Source organism: Salinicola peritrichatus (assembly GCF_003206715.1).
Lineage (GTDB): Bacteria > Pseudomonadota > Gammaproteobacteria > Pseudomonadales > Halomonadaceae > Salinicola > Salinicola peritrichatus.
In genome coordinates this window covers 1-21,067 of sequence record NZ_PZJU01000030.1, presented here as the reverse complement: position 1 = coordinate 21,067, position 21,067 = coordinate 1, and the positions used below count along the sequence as shown (strand labels likewise).

Below are 21,067 nucleotides of genomic sequence, written 5' to 3'. Positions count from 1 at the left end.
TTGTTGGAGCTCGTTATCATCGCAGGTTATGCGCGGCGAAAGAAATCGCCGCGTACCGCCCGGCATATTCTGACCGTCAATACTGATGCTTGCAGCCTGCAGCGTTCAGTACACGATCTGCAGCATTGGCGGCGGCGATTCCCCCAGCAGTTGGGCCAGAATCTCCAGGCCGCTTTCGAGTCGCTCGAGATCGCTTTCCGCACCCAGGCTGACACGAATACGCCGCGGTGGAGCCGACTGCTCGACCAGAAACGGCTGCGCGGTGGTGATCGCGACCCCTTCCTGGCGCGCCTGCTGCTGGAGTTCCTCCGCGCGCCAGGGTTCCGGCAGTGCCAGCCACAGGTGCAGGCTGCTCGGGCGTGCGCCGATGGCATGGCCGGCCAGACGCCTGGCGGCGATGGACTGGCGCTCGGCCAGCAGTTGGCGCTGCTCGTGGGCCAGGGTGTCGATCATGCCGCTGGCGAGCCAGTAGTCGGCGAGTTCGAAGATCAGCGGTGTCGCCATCCAGCTAGTGGCACGCAGGCGCGGCAGAGTGTGATGCATCTGCCCTCGGGGCACGCTCAGATAGCCGGCGCGCAACCCGGGCACGGTGGCCTTGGTCAGGCTGGTGACATGAAAGCTCTGCTGTGGCAATCGCGCCGTCAGCGGGATCAGCCCCGGTGGCTCGAGCAGGGCATGCACGTCGTCCTCGATCAGCCACACGTCGTGGCGCTGAAGAATCTCGGCCACGACGTCGCGGCGCGCGTTCTCCATCGTCGCGCCGGTGGGGTTGAGCTGGGTCGGCGTCAGGCAGACCGCGCGGGGCTGAAAGCGCACGAGGGCGGCCTCCAGCGCTTCGGGGATCACGCCCTGCTCGTCGATCGCCACGCCGCGAAGTTGAAAGCCCAGCGTGCGCGACAACGAGATCAGGCCGTGATCGGTCAGGCTCTCCGTCAGCACGATGTCGCCGTGCTGGACCACCGTGGCGATCGCCAGCATCAGGCCGTGGGCGGCACCGTTGCAGAGCAGGCGATCGTCGACCTCGCCCGGCACCTTGAGGCGCTCGTTCAGCCAGGCATTGGCGCGTTCACGCTGATGCACCAGCCCGGCAATCGGGCGACACGCCCCGATCACGTCGGCATGCGCGACATCGGCCAGTTCCGCCAGCGCCTGGCGGAAGCGCAGATGGTGCGATGGCGGGCACACCGGATGGGCAATCGAGAGATCGATCAGACTGTCATCGGTCAGGGCCGCCGGGGCGCGAAGGTACTCATTCTCCGAGTCGCCGTCGGCATCGCGAATCCAGGTACCGCTGCCGACACGCGCCTGCACCAGGCCGCTTTTTTCGGCTTGGTCGTAAGCGCGTGAGACCGTCTGCACGCTGACGCCGAGCGTTTCGGCCAGCTCGCGATGGGTGGGTAGGCGAGTGCCGGGGGGCAGCGCGCCGTGCCGCATCGCTTCGGCCAGGGCGCGGGCGATCGACAGGTATTTGGGGCCGTGGGACGAGAGATAGGGAGTCAGATCGATTGTCATGATGCAATAAAGCCTTTGACGGCGGGACGCGCGACGATGCTACTATCGACCTCGATGCATTGACCGATAATTGTCATGAGTTTAGTGAGAGTGCATCATGACAATTTCACACCCGGTCGGCAAGCGGCAGGACATCCGGCTCGACCCCCTCGAATGCCGATGTCTCAATAATTAGGTCCCGTTAGTCGAGTGGCTCATGTTCCAGGTTTCCTTGCCTTTCCCGCGCGAAGAGTACGCCAGTCGTTTACACAAAGTGCGTCTCTCCATGGCGAGCCGCGGTATCGATGTGCTGGTGGTCAGCGACCCGTCCAACATGGCGTGGCTGACCGGTTACGATGGCTGGTCGTTCTACGTTCACCAGTGCGTGCTGCTGGGGCTGGAAGGGGAGCCGGTGTGGTATGGCCGCCGACAGGACGCCAACGGTGCCTGGCGGACCTGCTGGATGGATGCCGAACGGGTGCGCTACTACCCGGATTACTACGTCCAGAACCCGGACATGCATCCGATGGAGTACCTGGCGCAGTCGGTATTGCCGGAGTATGGCTGGCACACCGGCAACGTCGGTCTGGAGATGGACAACTACTACTTCTCGGCCAAGGCCTACACCAGCCTGGCCAAGGAGTTGCCGCACGCCCAACTCGTCGATGCCACGGCGCTGGTGAACTGGTGCCGGGCGATCAAGTCGCCGCAGGAGATCGCCTACATGCGTACCGCGGCGCGGATCGTCGAGTGCATGCATACGCGCATCCTCGAGATGATCGAGCCGGGCCTGGCCAAGAGCAAGCTGGTTTCCGAGATCTACCGTGTCGGCACCGAGGGCTGGACCGACGGGCATGGCGTGGTTCACGGCGGCGACTATCCGGCGATCGTGCCGCTGCTGCCCACCGGCAGCGATGCCGCAGCGCCGCACCTGACCTGGGACGACACGCCATTCCGCGAAGGCGAGGGGACGTTTTTCGAGATCGCCGGCTGCTACAAGCGCTATCATGCGCCGCTGTCGCGCACCGTGTTCCTGGGCAAACCGCCGAAGGACTTCATCCGCGGCGAATCGGCGCTGCTTGAAGGGATCGAGAACGGGCTGGCGGTGGCCAAGCCGGGCAACCGCTGCGCCGACATCGCCCTGGCGCTGGGCGCGGCGATGGACAAGTACGGCTTCGACCGCGGCGGCGCCCGCTGCGGCTATCCGATCGGGATCAGCTATCCGCCGGACTGGGGCGAGCGCACCATGAGCCTGCGCCCCTCCGACGAGACGATTCTCGAACCCGGCATGACCTTCCACTTCATGCCCGGCATGTGGATGGACGACTGGGGGCTCGAGATCACCGAAAGCATCCTGATTACCGAGAACGGCGCCGAGCCGCTGTGCCAGTTCCCGCGCCAACTGTTCGTCAAATAACCCACGATTCAGCCCGTCGGCATCACGGCCCGTGAGCCGACGAGGCACCTCCGGCCTGCCTTGCAGGAAGATCTGTAGGACCAGAAGGGTTTGTAAGGCCGGAAATTGATAAGGAGAGCAACACCATGTCCGCCAACCTGCGTCCCAGCCCGATCAGTGCCACCGTCGACTTCGATGCCCAGGGCGTACAGCATGGCTTTCTCAAGTTGCCGATCTCGGTCGACGAGTCGGCCTGGGGCGCGGTGATGATTCCGATCACCGTCATCGCCAACGGCGAGGGGCCGACCGCATTGCTGACCGGCGGCAACCACGGCGACGAATACGAAGGCATCACCGCGCTGCTCAAGCTGGCGAACACGCTCCAGGCGGAAGAGGTGCGTGGCCGGGTGATCGTCGTGCCGATGATGAACACGGCGGCGGCGATGGCCGGCAAGCGTACTTCGCCGCTGGATGGCGGCAACCTCAATCGAAGCTTTCCCGGCGACCCTAACGGCGGCGTGACCGCGCAGATCGCCGATTACTTCAATCGCGTGCTGGTGCCGATGTGCGACGTGGCGCTGGATCTGCACTCCGGTGGCCGCACGCTGGATATCGTGCCGTTCGCCGCCGCGCATCGCCTCGACGATCTCGCCCAGGAGAACGCGAGCCTTTCCGGCGCGGTGGCTTTCGGCGCGCCCTACGCGATGATGATGTTCGAACTCGACGCCACCAAGCTCTACGACACCGCCGTCGAATCCCAGGGCAAGACCTTCGTCACCACCGAACTCGGCGGCGGCGGCACCTCCACCCCGCAGAGCCTGGCAATCACCGAGCGCGGTGTGCGCAACTTCCTGATTCACTATGGCCTGCTGGAAGGCGAAGTCGAGACACCCGACGAGCCGATGATCTATGTCGACATGCCTGACGCCAGTTGCTACATCCAGAGCGAACATTCCGGTCTGCTGGAACTGACCGTGGCGCTGGGCGAGAGGGTCGAGGAAGGCGACGTGATTGCGCGGGTCTTCGACATGACCCGCACCGGTGCCGAACCGGTCGCCTATCATGCTCAGCGAGATGGTGTGCTGATCGCCCGGCGCTTCCCGGCCAAGGTCGGCATGGGCGACACCATCGCGGTGGTGGCGGAAGTGGTCGAGTCGCTGGAGCGTGGCGCTTTATCGGCCCCGGAGCCGGCCGAATGAGATTAGATCGCTACGATCTCAAGATACTGGAAATACTGAGTCGCGACGGCCGCATCACCAAATCGCGGCTGGCGGAGGCGATCAACCTCTCCGTCAGCCCGTGCTGGGAGCGGGTCAAGCGGCTCGAGAAGGCAGGTGTCATCGAGGGTTACAGCGCCCGGATCAACCCCGACGCCATCGTCAAGCGCACGCCGGTGTGGGTGCAGATCGAACTCAAGCAGCACAATGCCGAAAGCTTCATCCGCTTCGAACGCATGGCCGCCGAGACCGAAGCGGTGGCGGAGTGCTTCGCCATCGGTGGCGGCATGGATTACCTGGTCAAGATCGAGACCGACGACATCGATGCCTACCAGCGCCTGATCGACGCCTGGCTGGTCTCCGATCTCGGTATCGAGCGCTACTTCACCTACATCGTCACCAAGACGGTGAAACGCCGGGGAATGCCGCCAATACTCTCCTCAATGGAGAGCTAAAGAGAACCACCCACCGCCGATTTATTCCCCGATCACTTCGATCAGCCAGGGCCGGTTGCTGGCCTTGGCCTTTTCCAGGCAAACGCCGAGTTCGTTCGCGGTCGTTACCCGCTCCGCCTCGAGTCCGAGGCTTCGCGCGAAGCCGGTGTAGTCGATAGGGGCGCTTCCCCAGGTCCAGGCCATGGCCTCACTTGCGGATGTCTCTGTGCGGGTGTCATAGGTCGCGTCAATCCCGTCGGGAATACAGGCCCAACCTTGATTGTTGTTGACCACGAACACCACCGGCAGATCCTGCTGCACGGCCCCCCAGATGCAGGTGGCGCTGAACATCAGGTTTCCGTCGCCAAGCAAGGCCACCACACGGCGACCCGGCGCACCCATCTGGACTCCCATGGCCGCCGGCGCGCCCCAGCCCTGTGCGCTGGCCTTGCCGGAAACGGCATGGAAATTCAGCGGATCGTCGAATTCGTACATTGTATCGACATGCCAACCGAGCGTGCTGCCCGCCTGGATGACGATCCAGTCCTTGCCGTAATGGCTGTAAACCTCCCGCAGGAGCTTTTTCTGCGGCACGGGAGACTGATCGCCGGGGATCGCGTCAGCCTCTGCAATTGCCGCCACCCGTATTTTGCGCTGAGCCGAGCAACGTTCGAGATGTTGTGTCTTCGTTGCCGCTGCGACTGGTTGTTTCTCCAGCAGCTCCGCCAGACGCCGCAAACTCGGTTGCGGATGCCCGTGCAGCGCGAGATCGGGCCAAAGCTGCTTGGCAAGCAGCATTGGGTCCGACGATAAGGTTGCGAGGCGAGCCGACCGAGGCAAGATAGAGGTTTCGCCGAAATCCCCTTTTTCGGTGAATTCGAAACCGACGGCGAGCACGACGTCGGCTTCTTGCAGAAGCGCTTTGTTTGCCGACGGTGTTCCGACATATTGCGCGTGGCTGGTCGGGAAACCGAGACAGGAGGGGTCCTGCTCCGAGATCACCGGCGTGCCAAGCGCCTCTGCCAGAGTGATCATTTCGTCCACGGCGCGCAGCCGACCCACTTCGCTTCCACAGAGCAGAACCGGACGCCGCGCGTTGCGCAGGAGCGCGGCAGCTTCGGAAAGCCCGGTCTCATCCGCGCAGGGATTGGAATAGCGGTATAGCCGTGCAAAGCCTTCTCGCGGTAACGGCCCGCTAAGTTCGGTCTCATAGAGATCCGAGGGGATCGAGATATGCACCGGCCCCATCGGGGGCGTCGAAGCGATTTCCCAAGCTCGCGCCAGAATTTCAGGGATGCGCTCCGGTGTGGTGATGTCGTAATTCCACTTGGTATATTGCGTGCTTATCTCGGTCAATGAACGTGGCGTCGCGGCATACTGGTCGCGACCGCTCGTCATGCGCGCACCGGTGGTCGACAAAAGCACCATCGGTACGTTGTCGGCCCAGGCCGTCGTGAGCGACATCATGGCCAGCGCCGTACCCGAGGAGTGATACACGATGCAGAAAGTCGGCTTCCCGGTCTGCCGCGCATAACCCTGCGCCATCAGGCTCAGGTTGGTTTCGTTGAGATGGCCGACATAGCCGATCTCATTGCGCCGATTCAGGAAGGCTCGGCCAAGTCCGAGCATCCCGAGGCCGACGATATTGAAGACCTTCTCCGCGCCCAATCCGACCAACGTGTCGATCACGAGATCGGCACCGGTATGGACCCTGTCCGTGCCGTGAACTGACGACAGATCGGTTTTCTGAACGTTTTGCATTGGACAATCTTCTCCCGAACAAGCCGATGGTGCTGATTCCCAATCCGCAGGTCTGGCGACACAAGCCCTCAGGGGCGGGAGAGCTCAGCATCATGTGCCTCGTTCACTCTCGGCTGTAATGAAAGAAGTATAGCCATTATCCACAATTCGGATTTGCCATCATCACGAGCCGTTCAGGCGGCGCGACTCGCTTCGTCCAGTGTCCTCAGTGCCTCTTCATCGAGTTCGAGTTCGCAGGCGGCTTTCAGCGCGTCGAGGTGATGCGGCTTGCTGGCGCTGGCGATCGGGGCGGTGATCGTCGGCTGGGCCATCAGCCAGGCAAGCGCCACGGCGGCGGGTTGGGTATCGTAGCGTTTCGAGACGCTATCCAGAGCATCGAGAATGCGTATGCCTTTGGCATCGAAATACTTGCCGATGAAGTCGGCGCGAGCCTGACCCCTGGCGTCCTCGCGGGAGCGATACTTGCCGGTCAGAAAGCCACTGGCAAGCGAGAAGTAGGGCACCACGGCGATATCGTGATCGCGGCAGACCGGGGCCAGGTCACGCTCGAAATCCTCGCGGTCGTACAGGTTGTAGAACGGCTGCAGGCAGCGGTAGGCGGGTAGCCCTTTCTGCTGGCTGACCTCGAGCGCTTCCGTCAGCCGGGCGCCGCTGTAGTTGGAGGCGGCGATCATGCGCACCTTGCCCTGCTCGATCAGACGGTCGTAGGCCTCGAGCGTCTCTTCCAGCGGCGTGTCGGGATCGTCCTGATGCGAGAAGTAGACATCGAGATAATCGGTCTGCAGCCGACGCAGCGAGTCCTCCACTGCCTGCGGGATGTAGACTTTCGATAGCCCTTTCTTGCCGTCGCCGAGATCCGAACCGACCTTGCTGGCCAGCACGACCTCGTCGCGGCGTCCGCTTTGCTTGAACCATTTGCCCAATATCGTTTCGGATTCGCCGCCGACGTTGCCTGCCACCCAGCGCGAGTAGACGTCGGCGGTATCGATGGCATTGAAGCCGGCATCCAGCCAGGCATCGATCATGGCGAAGGATTGCTTCTCGTCGAGAGTCCAGCCGAAGACGTTGCCGCCGAAGACGATCGGGGCGGTCTCGATGTCGGGATGACCGAGAGAGCGCATTTTCATGGTGATCTCCTTTTCCTTGCAGGTGGGCGCTGAGTGATAGTCTCTGGAAACCGTATAAGCACAGCATAAAGCCGTTAGCTGTCAAACGAATTCGTGCTCTTATGATGCCGAAAAAATGCCCACTCTCACGACCGCTTTCGAAAAAAATCGCAACCCGGGCGAGCGTGAGACGAAAAGTATCGACGGGCCAATGCCCCTAAGCTGAAGGTCCTCGGCAGGGCCTCGCGGTGCTGCCTACGATTTCCGCCGACAGCACTGCAGGAGGCGACATGAAACTCGACGATCCGCGTCTGTTCCGCCAGTACGCCTATATCGATGGAAAGTGGACCCACGGCAGCGAGGGCCGCGAGGAAGCGGTGATCGATCCCGCCACCGACGAGACGATCGGCCACTGCGCGCTGCTCGAGGCGGCCCAGGTCAGCGAATCCGTGGCCGCCGCCGAACGCGCCTTAGCCGGTTGGCGCGCACTCAACGTCAACGAGCGGGCCGAGAAGCTTCACGCCTGGTATCGCTTGCTGCACGAGCACAAGGAAGATCTCGCCTATCTGATGACCCGCGAGCAGGGCAAGCCGCTCAAGGATGCCCGTGGCGAGATCGATTACGGCGCGAGCTTCATCCAGTGGTTTGCCGAGGAGGCCAAGCGTGCCTACGGCATGACCATCCCGAGCCATATCCCCGACGCGGCGCTGGGCACGATCAAGGAGCCGGTCGGCGTGGCGGCGATGTTCACGCCGTGGAATTTCCCGCTGGCGATGATCACCCGCAAGGCCGGCGCGGCGCTGGCCGCCGGTTGCCCGGTGATCGTCAAGCCGGCCAACGAGACTCCCTATTCTGCGTTGGCGCTGGCCGAACTGGCCGAGCGCGCCGGTATTCCGGCCGGCGTGTTCAACGTCGTCACCGGCGATCCGGCGACCGTCTCCGAGGTGCTGTGCAACGACAACCGCATTCGCAATATCTCGTTCACCGGCTCGACCCGCGTCGGCAAGCTGCTGATGCGCCAGAGTGCCTCCAGCGTCAAGCGAATGTCGCTGGAGTTGGGCGGTAACGCACCGTTCATCGTCTGCGACGACATGGACCCGGACGTCGCCGCCCAGGAAGCCGTCGCGGCCAAGTTTCAAACCGCTGGCCAGGACTGTCTCGCCGCCAACCGAATCTTCGTCCAGCGCGGTATCTACGACGCCTTCGTCGAGCGTTTCATCGTCCATATGCAGGCGCTGACGGTGGGCAACGGCCTGGAAGACAACGACATCGGCCCGCTGATTCACCAGCGGGCGGTGGAGATGGCCAAGGGCATCGTCGAAGACGGCGTCAGCAAGGGCGCGCGCCAACTGGGCGGCGAGGGCCAGGCACCCGGCGCCAACTTCTTCCTGCCGACGCTGCTGGCGGATATCACGCCGGAGATGCGCGTGTTCCGCGAGGAGACCTTCTCGCCGGTGGCGGGTGTGTGTGCGTTCGATGACGACGAGGAAGTCATCCGGCTCGCCAACGATACCGAATACGGCCTGGCCGCCTACGTCTATACCCATGACGTACGCCGGATCTGGAAGCTGATGCGCGGGCTCGAGTACGGCATGGTCAGCGTCAACAGCGTCAAGATGACCGGCGCGCCGATTCCCTTCGGTGGCGTCAAGCAATCCGGGCTGGGCCGTGAAGGCGGCGCCCAGGGGCTCGAAGAGTATCTCGATACGAAGTATTACTGCCTCGGCAATATGCCGTCCGCGAGTTCTTCCTGATTGAACCGAATGCGTAGTTTTTAGAATTTAAATGATGGAGGAACGTCGCGAGCGATGGTCAGACCAGGCGGAAATTGGCGAAAGAGCGGAGTTTACTGTCGTAAATGAGTAGCTTGAGCCAATTTTCAACGCCGTATGACCGAGCGCAGCAGTTTGTACGGTTTCTCCAGGTGGGTATTTATCAAGGGTCAACGTGACCGCTGCGCCCGCCACGGATCGCCGCTGGACCGAAAGCGGCGATCCTCCATCCGGTAAGGAAAATGCCATGACCGATACTCGTAGCCTGATCGACAACGACCGTCGCCACGTCTTTCACGCGTCCACCCATCTGCGCGACTACGCCCATGGCGATGCGCCGGGGCGTGTCATCACCGGTGGCAAGGGCATTTCGATCGTCGATCGTGATGGCTGCGAGCTGATCGATGCGTTCGCCGGACTCTACTGCGTCAACATCGGCTACGGACGCAGCGAGATCGCCGAGGCGATCTATGCCCAGGCCAAGGAGCTGGCGTATTACCACACCTACGTCGGTCACTCCAACGAGCCGCTGATCGCACTCTCCGAGCGTATCGCCAAGCTCGCCGGCAACGGCTTGAACAAGGTCTACTACGGCCTTTCCGGCAGTGACGCCAACGAGACCCAGATCAAGCTGGTGCGTTACTACCACAACGTCACCGGTCAGCCGAAGAAGAAAAAGATCATTGCACGCCAGCGTGGCTATCACGGTTCCAGCATCGCCGCCGGTTCGTTGACCGGATTGCCATCCTTCCACCAGAACTTCGATCTGCCGATCGAGGGCGTGCTGCACACGAAAGCGCCATACTACTACCGGCGCGAGCGTGGCGACATGAACGAGCGCGAGTTCTCCGCTTACTGCGCCGAACAGCTCGAGGCGCTGATCCAGCGTGAAGGACCGGAAACGATCGGCGCCTTCATCGGCGAGCCGGTGCTCGGTACGGGGGGCATCATTCCACCGCCCGAAGGTTACTGGGAAGCGATCCAGGCGGTGCTCAAGCGCCACGACATCCTGCTGATCTGCGATGAAGTGGTGACCGGCTTCGGCCGACTGGGCAGCGAATTCGGCTTCCAGCACTACGGAATCGAGCCCGACCTGGTGACTATCGCCAAGGGTCTGACCAGTGCCTACCAGCCGCTCTCCGGGGTGATCGTCGGCGAACGCGTGTGGAAAGCGCTGGAGGATGGTACCGGCGAATATGGCCCGATCGGCCACGGCTGGACCTACTCCGGTCATCCGTTGGGTGCCGCCGCCGCCATGGCCAACCTCGACATCATCGAGCGCGAAGGTCTGGTCGGCAACGCGGCGGAGACCGGCGCCTACTTCAACGCTCGACTGAAGCAGGTCTTCGGCGAACATCCGCTGGTCGGCGACGTGCGCGGCCAGGGCCTGATGGCGGCGCTGGAGTTCGCCCCGAGCAAGGGGGAGTACGCACCGTTCGATCCCGCGCTGAAGGTCGGTGCGCGCGTTGCCGCCGCGGCGCTGGAGGAAAACCTGATCGCCCGCGCCATGCCCAACGGCGACATTCTCGGCTTCGCGCCGCCTCTGGTGATCGATCGCGGCCAGGTCGACGAAGTGATTGCCCGCGCCAAGCGAGCCGTCGACAAGGTGACCGATGAGTTGACGCGTAGCGGTGACCTGAAAGGCTAAGGAAACACTGTCTAATCTAAATGGCTGCGCAGGCGAATCGCTGCGTTGCGCGGTGCTGGAGCGCCAGCCCGGTCGGAATCCTCACCTATACCNNTCGCCGATTTATTCAGCATTTCCCTAAGTGACAGCCATCGCCATATCGTCTTGATGACACCGTAAGCCTGCGGCAGGGTGGATGAGTCCACTCTGCCGTTTTCTTTCGCTGAATGGGAAGAGCCTATGTCCGACCCCGTTACGCTTCACGACATCTATCTGGCCCGTAGCCGTATCGCCGGGCAGGCGGCACGCACGCCGTTGATCCTGTCCCAGAGCCTGTCGGCGCGCTTCGATGCCGAGGTCTATTTGAAGCTCGAAACGCTGCAACCGAGCGGCGCGTTCAAGCTTAGAGGCGCGCTCAACAAGATCGCGTCGCTCGCGCCCGCGCAGCTCGAGCGTGGCGTGACCACGGCCTCCACCGGCAATCATGGCCGCGCGGTGGCGTGGGCCGCCAAGCGCCTCGGCGCCCGCGCGATCGTCTGCGTATCCGAGCTGGTGCCGGCCAACAAGACCGCCGCGATCGAGGCGCTGGGTGCCGAGGCTCGCGTGATCGGGCGCTCCCAGGACGATGCCTTCGTCGAGGCGCGGCGGCTGGTGAGCGAGGAAGGGATGACGTTGATCGAACCCTTCGACGATCCGTTGATCGTCGCCGGGCAAGGCACCATCGGGCTCGAACTGATGGAGGATCTGCCCGCTCTCGATCACGTTCTGATCGGTCTCTCCGGCGGCGGTCTGCTGGGGGGGATCGGCCGGGCGATCAAGGGCATCAATCCCGACGTTCGCGTCACCGGTGTCAGCATGCAGCAGGGCGCGGCGATGATCGAGAGCCTGGCCGCCGGCAAGCCGGTCGAGGTCGCGGAGGAAGCGTCGCTGGCCGATTCGCTGGGCGGTGGGATCGGACTGGATAACCGCTGCACCTTCGAGCTGGTGCGTGAGGTGATGGACGATCACTACCAGGTATCGGAGCCCGCGATTGCCCGTGCCATGCTGCACTTCTTCGAACACGAGAAGATGCTGGTGGAAGGCGCGGCGGCGGTCGGGCTGGCGGCAATCGAGGAGCACTCCATCGACATCCGTGACAAGCGGATCGCGCTGATCGTCTCCGGCAACGGGGTCGATGGGGAAACGCTGATGCGGGCCAGAACGCTGATTGACTATCCCGAACGCTGAGACGGACTGGAATCCGAAAGGAGGCAACGTGGAACTCTATAACCGGCAACAGATTCAAGACGTGGTCACCCTCGATCGGGCGGCGCTGGAAGCCGTCGAGGCGGGCTTCCGCGCGCTCGGCGAGGGCAACGTGGTGCAGCCGCCGATCCTGTCGATGGCGATCGAGGAGTCCAACGGCGAGGTCGACGTCAAGACTGCGCATATCAAGGGCAACTCGCGCTTCGCGATCAAGGTCAGCCCCGGCTTCTTCGACAATCCCAAGCTGGGGCTGCCAAGTCTCAACGGGTTGATGATCGTGTTCTCGGCCAGGACCGGGCTGGTCGAAGCGGTGCTGTTCGACGAAGGCTACCTCACCGATATTCGCACCGCGCTGGCCGGCGCGATTGCCGCCAAGCATCTGTCGCGGGCCGACAGTCGGCGCGTGGCGGTGATCGGCGCCGGGCTGCAGGCGGAACTGCAGGTCGCCGCGCTCAAGCTGGTACGCGATATCGACACGCTCGACGTGTGGGCTCGCGACGTCGACAAGGCTCGTGCCTACGCCATGCGCATGCACCAGACCTACGGCCTGGAAACGATAGTGCACGAAACCGTGGCCGACGCCTGCCGCGAGGCGGACATCATCGTTACCACCACGGCGTCGCGTCAGCCACTGCTGAGTGGCGAGCACCTGCCCGACGGCGTGCACGTCACCGCCATGGGTTCCGACAGCCCCGAGAAGCGCGAACTGGACACCTCGGTGATGGAGCGTGCCGACCACTTCGTCGCCGACACCCGCCCCCAGAGCGAGAACAACGGCGAGCTCAAGGCCTACGCCGGCCACCAGCCACCGTTCGAGGTGCTCGAACTGGGCCAGGTGGTCGCCAGCGGCAAGAGCCCGCGCACGACGGATGCCGAAATCACCGTCTGCGACCTGACCGGTACCGGCGTGCAGGACACCGCCATCGCCGGCTTCGCGCTGGGGCGGCTGGCGTCGTGAACTCGCAGCGTTGTTGCGGGCCGCGCGCGGCGCCTCATGGACGCCGCGCACGTCTCGGCACCGGTGCGACACCGGGGCCGGTGGGCTCGCCGACCTTGTGCCACCGGCGGCCGTCGCGCTGGATCAGTTCATGGGCGGCGGCCGGTCCGTCGTCTCCGGCCGCATAGCCCTCGAGTCGGTCGTCTTGTGCCCAGGCCTCGAGGAAGGGTTGCACCGCGCGCCAGCCGTTTTCGATGGTGTCGGCGCGCTGGAACAGCATCTGATCGCCGGTGAGACAGTCGTAGAGCAGGGTCTCGTAGCCGGTCACCGCGGGCAGGTCGAAGAAGTCCTTGTAGGCGAAGCCCATCTTGACCGTATCCATCTTGAGCTCCGGTCCCGGACGTTTGGTCTGGAAGTCGAACCACATGCCTTCGTTGGGCTGAATCTGGATGATCAGCCAGTTGGAGGTCATGCGCTCGACCTCGGTATCGCGAAACTGGGCGTACGGGGCGGGCTTGAAACAGATCGCGATCTCGGTGTCGCGGGCGCTCATGCGCTTGCCGGTGCGCAGGTAGAAAGGCACCCCGACCCAGCGCCAGTTGTCGACCATGACCTTCATCGCGACGAAGGTCTCGGTGGTGCTGCCGGCCTCGACGCCCTCTTCTTCGAGGTAACCCGGGACCCGCCGGCCATCGAGCGTGCCGGCTTCGTAGCGGCCACGGGCCGAGTTGTGGGCGGCTTCTTCGAGCGTCCATGGGCGGATCGCTTCCAGCACCTTGGATTTCTCGTTGCGCAGGGCGTCGGCACCGAACGCCGCGGGCGGTTCGATGGCCACCATCGCCAATAGCTGGAAGAGATGATTGGGTACCATGTCGCGCATGGCACCGGCCTTGTCGTAGAAGGCGGCGCGCTTCTCGACGCCGATGGTTTCCGCGGCGGTGATCTGGATATGATCGATGTAATGGTTGTTCCAGAACGGCTCGAACAGCACGTTGGCGAAGCGGGCGACCAGAATGTTCTGTACGGTTTCCTTGCCGAGAAAATGATCGATCCGATAGATCTGGTTCTCGTTCATGACTTCCAGCAACTGGGCGTTGAGCGCCCGCGCCGACTCGAGGTCATGGCCGAAGGGCTTTTCCACCACCAACCGGCGATAGTTCCCCTCACTCTCCTCCAGGAGCCGGGCCTTGCCGAGTCGCTTGGCTATTTCACCGAAGAAGTTCGATGAGGTCGCGCAATAAAACAGCGCATTGCCGGTATTGGCTTGCGCTATGTAGCGGCTTATCTGCGTGAAAATCTCGTCCTTGGTGAAGTCTCCCTGCAGATAATGGAGCCGCTGTTCGAAGCGTTGCCAGTGCGCTTTGGTGACCTCGCTGTCGCGGCTTTCCACATGGCTGGCGGCGGCCTTGTCGGCGATGAAGTCCTTGAGATGCTGGCGAAAGGTGACGTCGTCGTTGGCGGCGAGATCGATGCCGACGATTTGCATGCGCTCGTCGAGCAATCCATCGCGATCGAGGTGATAAAGCGAGGGAATCAGGAGTCTTTTGACCAGATCACCACTGGCCCCGAAGATGAACATGGTGGTGTCTTCCGCGGCGGGCGTGCTCTGATACTGCGCGTTCTCGGGGCGTGCCATAGGCTTCACCTCTCCAGGCAATGAAATAGACCAGGTGGCGTTTTCGAACCGCCATTTTCAGCATAATACGACTGAGGATAGATCAAGGCGTTCCTGGATCGATTCGGTATGTCATTGTCGGGTCGTGCATATCTTGACTAGCCTGAGCGATACCGACGACACGCAGGAGGAGGCGGAATTGAGCGACACCGATCTCGGCAACCTGGATGCCGGTCGCCTCGAGCAACTGTTTCAGCGCGGCGAGGCCTCGCCGCTGGAAGCGACACGGGCAGCGCTCGATCGCATCGAACGCTTCAACGACGCCGTCAATGCTTATGTCTTCGTCGATCGCGAGGGCGCCGAGAGCGCAGCCAGGGCCTCGACACGGCGCTGGGGGCAGGGCGAGCCACTGAGCCCGATCGACGGCATTCCCGTTTCGATGAAGGATCTGGCCGAGGTCGCCGGCATGCCGGTGCGCAGCGGCTCGCTGACGACCTCGAACGCCCGCTGTGAGCACGACTGCCCGCCGGCGCGGATGTTGCGCGAGGCTGGCGCCATTCTGCTGGGCAAGACCAACACCCCGGAGTTCGGCTGGAAAGCCGTCACCGACAACAAGGTCTTCGGCGCCACCTGCAATCCCTGGGATACGCGCCTGACGCCGGGCGGCTCGTCGGGTGGGGCGGCAGCGGCGGCGGCGTTGAACATGGGGGTACTGCACCAAGGCGGCGACTCCGGCGGTTCGGTCCGCATTCCCGCCGCCTTCACCGGCGTGTTCGGCTTCAAACCCACCTACGGCTGGACGCCGCAGTGGCCGCCGGCGACCGAACCGACGCTCTCCCATCTCGGGCCGATCACCCGCAGCGTCGAAGACGCCGTGCGGATGCTCAACGTGATCGGCCGCTACGATTACCGCGATCCCTATGCCGTTCGCGGACAACCCGAGGACTGGGGCGCCGATCTGGACCAGGGGCTACACGGGTTGCGCATCGCCTATTCGCCGACCCTGGGCTACGCCGAGGTCGATGAACAGATCGCCGCCCGCGTGCGGGAGGCGGCGCGCGACCTCGAGCGCCTGGGAGCCGAAGTCGTCGAAGTCCACCCGGGATTCGAGTCGCCGCTGGAGATTTTCCAGAAGCTGTGGTTTACCGCCTCGCTCGATTTATGCCAGCAAACCAGCGACGAGCAGCGCGAGTTGCTCGATCCAGGGCTACTGGCCAATGCGCGCACCGCGGAACGCTGGAGTGCGCTCGATCTCTTCCGGGCGTTGACGCGGCGCGCCGAACTGACCGGACGGCTGGAGCATTTCAATCAGGATTATCATCTGCTGATGACGCCAAGCGTGGCGATCGAGCCGTTCGAGGTGGGGCATGAGGTACCGCCGGGCAGCGGCATGCGCGACTGGGAAGAGTGGGCGCCGTTTTCCTACCCCTTCAACCTGAGCCAGCAGCCCGCGGCCTCGGTACCTTGCGGTTTCACCGAGCGCGGCCTGCCGGTCGGTTTCCAGCTCGCCGGCGGCAAGCACGACGATGTGCGCGTGCTGCGCGCCTGTCATGCCTACATGCAGGCCCATCCGCCACGTTTCCCGAGCGCGCCGGATCCGGTGGAAATGGCATGAAAGCTACTGGCCGATATCGAGAAAGGGCGTGAAGCCGGCCCAGATCATGCGCTTGCCGTCGAACGGCATCTCGGTCGGCATCTTGAAGCGCTCGTCCGATTCCATGCGCTTGGCGGCCGCCTCGCAGGTCGCCTTGTCCGGCCACTCGATCCAGGCGAAGACGACCACCTCATCGTCCTGCGCCTGAACCGAACGCTTGAAGTCGGTCACCTTGCCGTCCGGAATCTCGTCGCCCCAGGCCTCGACGAGGCGAATGGCGCCATATTCGATGAAGAACGCGGCAGCCTGTTCCGCCATGCTGCGGTAGGCGTCGCGCTGCTGCTCGGGTACCGGAACCACGAATCCTTGTACATAGTGCATGTCACTACCCTCTCGTTCGGATGCGCCAGGGTCGGGATCAATCGCCGGGTGCGTGGGCGTCGAAAGTCTGCAGTTGAGCCTTCAGCGCTCGCTGGAAGGCGGGGCGGGCGGTACAACGCTCGACATAGGCCGAGAGTTGCGGATGATTCGCGAGAATGTCGGTGTAAGCGAGGATTCTGAGCACCGAAGTCATCATTAGATCGGCGATAGTGAAGTTCTCGACCAGATAATCGTCGTCTCCCAGCGCGCTTTCGAGATGATCGAGCCGACGTTCCGTCGCCTTGACCACGCTGGGGCGATGACGCGACCTGACCGTCTCGTCCTCGACGAAGAAATCGAGTTCGGCAAGCTGCATGACCGATGGCTCCACGCTGTTGAGGCTGGCGAACAGCCAGCTCAGCGTCTTGTCGCGACGTCGTTCGTCTCGCGGCAACAGCGCCTCATGATTTTCGCCGATCTTGAGCACGATGGCGCCGGATTCGAACATCGAGTGGTCGTCGTCCAGCAGCATCATCGGCACCTGCCCGAATGGCTGGTGCCGCAGGTAGGCATCGCTGTCTTTCTCGCGATGGTCGATCAGATAGGTTTCGTAGGGCAGGACCGCTTCCTCCAGGGCCCATCTCACTCGTAGATCCCGCACCTGGCCGCGGGCGAACTCCGGAACCCAGGGGAAGGCGCTGACGCGAATGCGCTCTGTCATCATCTCACACCCCGTTTGATTAGCTTGCCAACTATAGGTTGATGTCAACATAATAGGCCATGAGCGAAAAAAACATCGATTCGACTTTGGTGCCGTATACCACCACGCTGGCAGTGCGCGATCGCTGCCTCTGCCTGCACGCACAGCGTGCCGCTCGCGCCTTGTCGCGGCGTTTCGACGAGGCCTTCCGCCATCTCGATCTCAAGAGCGGACAGTTCTCGCTGTTGATGTCGCTCAATCGTCCGCAACCGCCCACCCTGGGAGCGGTCGCGGAACTGCTGGCGATGGATCGCACCACATTGACGGCCAATCTCAAGCCGCTGGAGCGTCGTGGACTGATTCGGGTCGAAAAGGATGCCGATGATCGTCGGTTGCGGCGGCTGAGTCTGACTTCAGCGGGGAAGGAGCTACTGGCGCAGGCGACCCCGATCTGGACCCGGCTGCACGCCGAGATCGAGGCGCAACTCATGGACCCGGATGCCGAAACGCTGCGTACCGGGCTGAACGCGCTACTTAAGTCATGAATCTCTAATATAAATGCGCCAAGCTGTCGCACGACCCCAGGGCAACGCAACGACAAGGAGGCATCGCCATGGCCAGTCAAGTCGGTCATCGTCCCGCGCTCTGGCTCGGACTGGAAGACTACCTGCTGGAGCATGCGCGGGCCGACCGCCAGCGAATCTCCATTTTCACCGGCCCGGTATTCCGCGACAGCGGCACGCGCATCGAAGCCGAAATCCGCGGTCCCTCCGATATTCGCGTCTAGGGGCTGGCCGCTGGGGTGAGGCGCGATAATGAATATCCCGCCCGTTGAGCGAAGAGGTGCGTGCCATGGCTGCCATACGTCTCTCTCGAGACACTGACACTGGAGCCACTGCAGGCCGTCGGCGGCGGTAAACGCGATTGATATCCGGATGGAGGGCGATGGCAACGATAAATCTCGGTTCCCAAGCTAACTTGAGGATGGAAGATGCCGCCATTGCCAACTCAAGGAGGCCGAGATGCGTACCAACGGTTTCATCTGTGCGACTTGCGGCGTGCAGTATCCCCCCAGCGATGCGCCGCCGGCACATTGCCCGGTCTGCGAGGACGAGCGCCAGTACGTGCCCATCGAGGGGCAGCAGTGGACGACGCCGGGCGAACTGGGTGCCGGTCACAGCAACCTGTTCCGTCATATGGCGCCGGGCTTGATCGCCATCGGCACGGTTCCCCATTTCGCCATCGGCCAGCGCGCCTTTCTGCTGCGCACGCCGGCCGGCAACGTGCTCTGGGACTGCTTGACGCTGCTCGACGAAGCCACCATCGAGCTGGTGGAGGGGCTGGGTGGCATCGATGCCATCGTGCTGTCGCATCCGCACTACTTCAGCACCATGGCGGACTGGGGGCATGTCTTCGATTGCCCCGTCTACGTTCATGCCGCGGATCGCGAGTGGGCAATGCTGCCGGACGAACGCATCGAATTCTGGGAAGGGGAGCGGCTCACGCCGCTGCGGGGAGTCGACGTGTACTGCCTCGGCGGCCATTTCCCGGGGGCCAGCGTGCTGCACTGGCCGGAGCACGGCGTGTTGCTGACGGGAGATACGCTGCTGATCACCCCGGACCGCATGGCCTCGTTCATGTGGTCCTACCCCAACAACATTCCACTCCCCGTGCGCGACGTCGAACACATCGGCCAACGACTGCGACGGCTCGACTTCGATAGCGCCTATTCCGCCTTCTGGGGCCGCGAGATCCTGCTCGATGCCAAGCGGGTCGTCGAAGAGTCGGTGCAGCGATACTGCCGCGCGGTTCGTGGCGATTAGGAACGGAAAGTCTGCCCGGAGTATGGCGCGAACGCCGGGCGGTATGGAAAGATTGGGGCTCCTTCCTTGCGTCCATGAGGCTATCGATGGGCGATCGGCGCCATATCACACCCGGTCATGAGTCGTTCGGCCTCGCGCGGCGGCGGGAGACGATGCGCTTCTGGCGTCATCCCGAGCTGACCTTCCTGGAGGCGCGGGAGACCCGGGATGGGCGCGAGGTCTGCTACGCCCGGCATAGTCACGACAGCTTCTCGCTGGGGGCGGTGACCGGTGGCCGCAGCCTCTATGAGTACCAGGTGCCCGGCGGCGAGGCGGTGGCGGTGCCGGTTTCCCGTGGCGCGGTGGTGGCGATGAATCCACGCGAGGTGCACGCCTGCAACCCGGTGGACGATGTCCCCTGGTCCTATGTCATGTTCTATCTCGACCCCGAGTGGCTGGCCGGGTTACAGCGTCGCCAGGGCACCGACCTCGACGGCGGCTTCCGGCCGCTGACATCGCATCACCTGCGCGAGCCGGCACTCTATCGCGCTCTGGTGGCGCTGGGCCGGGCGCTGTTCGAGGATGGCGAGACGCCCGCCGAGCTGGCACGGCGCTGTACGGCCCTGTGCACTGCGCTGTTCGCGCGGGTCGAACTCTATGCCGAACCCACGGGTGATGAGTCCACACGGCTGGCGCGACTGGTCGAGTTCATTCGCGGCCACTGTACCGAGCCGCTGACGCTGGAGCGGATGGCGGCCGAGGCGGAACTCACGCCGAGCCATCTGGTGCGGGTGTTCAAGCGGCATTACGGTATCACCCCGCACGCCTTCCTGACCGACTGCCGCATCCGTTACGGTCAGGCGGCACTCAAGCTCGGAAAACCCATTTCCGAGGTGGCGCTGGCTTGCCAGTTTGCCGACCAGGCGCACTTCCAGCGCACCTTCAAGCGCTTCACCGCGATCACCCCATACCGCTATCGCCAAACGTCATCCGGCCGAGAGTGACGGCACTGGCGAGCAGCAATAGCGCCATGCCGCGATTGAGCCAGCGAACCCGTTTCCGATCGGGCAGATGCCGGTGCAGCACGGTGCCCATGACCGCCCAACTGGCTACGCTGAGATAGCACACCACGAAGAAGATCGCTGCGAAGTGTCCCACCAGGGCGAGATCGCCGGCGGTGTAGGCGCCCATGCCCGCTGCCGAGGCCACCCAGGCCTTGGGATTGAGCCATTGCATCAAGGCGCCGGTGGCGAAGGAGCCCCGGCTGCCCCGTGTCTCGCACTGCAGGCGGCCGTCGTCCCGCGCCAGTCGCCATGCCAGGTAGAGCAGGAAGGCGACCCCGCCCCAGCGGATTGCCGTCATCAGCGGTGTCCACTGCGTCAGCGGACGCAGCCCCAGCCCGATTAGCAGCAGTAGCAGGGTAAAGCCGCAGGTGGCGCCGGTGACGTGATGAAGGGCGGGGCGCAGGCCCCACTTCAAGCCGATATTCAACGCCATCAGGTTCACCGGCCCGGGAGACAGCGACGCGGCCAGCGCGAAAGCCGCCATCGAGGCGGATAGGGAAAACGGCATGTGGTGGAACATGGGGAAAGCTCCTCTCGATCACCGAGAGGAGGCTAGGAGGACAGCGGCTCGAAATATTGAAGAATCTTGCGCTCAATCGCTGACGTCGATATCCACCTCGACCATCATGCCGGGGCCGATCAGGTCGATGGGGCCATCGTCGAAGCGGATGCGCACGGGGATTCGCTGGGTGATCTTGGTGAAGTTGCCGGAAGGGTTGGGGTCCGGCAGCAGCGCGAACTGGCTGGTGGCGGCGCGCCCGATCACAGCGACATGGCCGGAGAACGACTGGTCGGGAAAAGCGTCGACGGTGATCGCCACCGGCTGGCCGACACGCAGTTCGCCGATTTCGGCTTCCTTGATGCTGGCCTCAGCGAGACCTGTGCACCTTTGAAAACAGGGTTTAGCACTGAGAATGTTGATGATCTGCTTTCCGCTACGCTTACG

The 21,067-nt window shown here is 63.4% G+C and carries 20 protein-coding genes; 12 read left to right on the top strand and 8 right to left on the bottom strand.

What is annotated here, in order from left to right; genetic code table 11:
• Window positions 1-105 precede the first annotated feature (105 nt).
• Complete coding sequence (gene ehuR / locus DOM57_RS12405; RefSeq protein WP_110649513.1) at window positions 106-1,512, bottom strand: MocR-like ectoine utilization transcription factor EhuR; 1,407 nt, start codon at window positions 1,510-1,512, stop codon at window positions 106-108.
• Window positions 1,513-1,708: 196 nt separating this feature from the next.
• Between ehuR and doeA the strand changes: the two genes are divergently transcribed.
• The 3 genes from doeA to DOM57_RS12390 all read left to right on the top strand — a co-directional run bounded on the left by doeA (window position 1,709) and on the right by DOM57_RS12390 (window position 4,559).
• Window positions 1,709-2,908, top strand: coding sequence for an ectoine hydrolase DoeA (doeA, locus tag DOM57_RS12400; RefSeq protein WP_110649512.1), 1,200 nt, complete (start codon window positions 1,709-1,711; stop codon window positions 2,906-2,908).
• 125 nt (window positions 2,909-3,033) lie between these two features.
• On the top strand, window positions 3,034-4,086 hold the full coding sequence (gene doeB / locus DOM57_RS12395) for a N(2)-acetyl-L-2,4-diaminobutanoate deacetylase DoeB (RefSeq protein WP_110649511.1): 1,053 nt from the start codon (window positions 3,034-3,036) through the stop codon (window positions 4,084-4,086).
• A complete protein-coding gene (locus DOM57_RS12390; protein WP_110649510.1) occupies window positions 4,083-4,559 on the top strand; it encodes an Lrp/AsnC family transcriptional regulator in 477 nt (158 codons plus the stop codon). Before doeB ends, DOM57_RS12390 begins: the two co-directional genes overlap by 4 nt.
• Before the next feature lie 21 nt (window positions 4,560-4,580).
• Here DOM57_RS12390 and DOM57_RS12385 read toward each other — a convergent pair whose 3' ends face one another.
• A complete protein-coding gene (locus DOM57_RS12385; RefSeq protein ID WP_110649509.1) occupies window positions 4,581-6,299 on the bottom strand; it encodes a thiamine pyrophosphate-binding protein in 1,719 nt (572 codons plus the stop codon).
• A gap of 173 nt (window positions 6,300-6,472) precedes the next feature.
• Complete coding sequence (locus DOM57_RS12380) at window positions 6,473-7,426, bottom strand: aldo/keto reductase (RefSeq protein ID WP_110649508.1); 954 nt, start codon at window positions 7,424-7,426, stop codon at window positions 6,473-6,475.
• A gap of 269 nt (window positions 7,427-7,695) precedes the next feature.
• On the opposite strand from DOM57_RS12380, the gene DOM57_RS12375 reads away from it, so the two are divergent.
• The 4 genes from DOM57_RS12375 to DOM57_RS12355 all read left to right on the top strand — a co-directional run bounded on the left by DOM57_RS12375 (window position 7,696) and on the right by DOM57_RS12355 (window position 13,007).
• Window positions 7,696-9,159: an NAD-dependent succinate-semialdehyde dehydrogenase gene (locus tag DOM57_RS12375; protein ID WP_110649507.1), complete on the top strand. Its 1,464-nt coding sequence runs from the start codon at window positions 7,696-7,698 to the stop codon at window positions 9,157-9,159.
• Between the two features lie 265 nt (window positions 9,160-9,424).
• Complete coding sequence (locus tag DOM57_RS12365) at window positions 9,425-10,825, top strand: aminotransferase (protein WP_110649505.1); 1,401 nt, start codon at window positions 9,425-9,427, stop codon at window positions 10,823-10,825.
• A gap of 219 nt (window positions 10,826-11,044) precedes the next feature.
• Window positions 11,045-12,031, top strand: coding sequence for a hydroxyectoine utilization dehydratase EutB (gene eutB / locus DOM57_RS12360; RefSeq protein WP_110649504.1), 987 nt, complete (start codon window positions 11,045-11,047; stop codon window positions 12,029-12,031).
• A 28-nt stretch (window positions 12,032-12,059) separates the two neighbouring features.
• Window positions 12,060-13,007 carry a cyclodeaminase gene (locus DOM57_RS12355; RefSeq protein WP_110649503.1) on the top strand — a complete coding sequence of 316 codons (948 nt, stop codon included), beginning with the start codon at window positions 12,060-12,062 and terminating at the stop codon, window positions 13,005-13,007.
• 34 nt (window positions 13,008-13,041) lie between these two features.
• On the opposite strand, the gene zwf is transcribed toward DOM57_RS12355, so the two are convergent.
• Complete coding sequence (gene zwf, locus DOM57_RS12350; protein WP_110649502.1) at window positions 13,042-14,622, bottom strand: glucose-6-phosphate dehydrogenase; 1,581 nt, start codon at window positions 14,620-14,622, stop codon at window positions 13,042-13,044.
• Between the two features lie 178 nt (window positions 14,623-14,800).
• Here zwf and DOM57_RS12345 point away from each other — a divergent pair, with 178 nt between their 5' ends.
• Entirely contained in the window at window positions 14,801-16,216 is a 1,416-nt protein-coding gene (locus DOM57_RS12345; protein ID WP_110649543.1) for an amidase, read from the top strand.
• Between the two features lie 3 nt (window positions 16,217-16,219).
• On the opposite strand, the gene DOM57_RS12340 is transcribed toward DOM57_RS12345, so the two are convergent.
• Entirely contained in the window at window positions 16,220-16,576 is a 357-nt protein-coding gene (locus tag DOM57_RS12340) for a DUF1428 domain-containing protein (RefSeq protein WP_110649501.1), read from the bottom strand.
• Between the two features lie 37 nt (window positions 16,577-16,613).
• The gene (locus DOM57_RS12335) at window positions 16,614-17,276 is read right to left on the bottom strand and encodes a glutathione S-transferase family protein (RefSeq protein WP_204352958.1); all 663 of its coding nucleotides are present in this window, start codon (window positions 17,274-17,276) and stop codon (window positions 16,614-16,616) included.
• Window positions 17,277-17,335: 59 nt separating this feature from the next.
• On the opposite strand from DOM57_RS12335, the gene DOM57_RS12330 reads away from it, so the two are divergent.
• The 4 genes from DOM57_RS12330 (at window position 17,336) to DOM57_RS12315 (ending at window position 20,061) form a co-directional block, all read left to right on the top strand.
• A complete protein-coding gene (locus DOM57_RS12330) occupies window positions 17,336-17,800 on the top strand; it encodes a MarR family winged helix-turn-helix transcriptional regulator (RefSeq protein ID WP_110649499.1) in 465 nt (154 codons plus the stop codon).
• 68 nt (window positions 17,801-17,868) lie between these two features.
• Window positions 17,869-18,042 carry a hypothetical protein gene (locus DOM57_RS22060; RefSeq protein ID WP_204352957.1) on the top strand — a complete coding sequence of 58 codons (174 nt, stop codon included), beginning with the start codon at window positions 17,869-17,871 and terminating at the stop codon, window positions 18,040-18,042.
• A 235-nt stretch (window positions 18,043-18,277) separates the two neighbouring features.
• Window positions 18,278-19,078, top strand: coding sequence for an MBL fold metallo-hydrolase (locus DOM57_RS12320; RefSeq protein ID WP_110649498.1), 801 nt, complete (start codon window positions 18,278-18,280; stop codon window positions 19,076-19,078).
• A gap of 86 nt (window positions 19,079-19,164) precedes the next feature.
• On the top strand, window positions 19,165-20,061 hold the full coding sequence (locus DOM57_RS12315) for an AraC family transcriptional regulator (protein WP_204352956.1): 897 nt from the start codon (window positions 19,165-19,167) through the stop codon (window positions 20,059-20,061).
• Here the strand turns inward: DOM57_RS12315 and DOM57_RS12310 are convergent.
• Complete coding sequence (locus tag DOM57_RS12310) at window positions 20,018-20,641, bottom strand: LysE family translocator (RefSeq protein WP_239496208.1); 624 nt, start codon at window positions 20,639-20,641, stop codon at window positions 20,018-20,020. The genes DOM57_RS12315 and DOM57_RS12310 overlap by 44 nt on opposite strands.
• 72 nt (window positions 20,642-20,713) lie before the next feature.
• A partial coding sequence (locus DOM57_RS12305; RefSeq protein WP_162619523.1) for an HlyD family secretion protein occupies window positions 20,714-21,067 on the bottom strand: 354 nt, incomplete at its 5' end.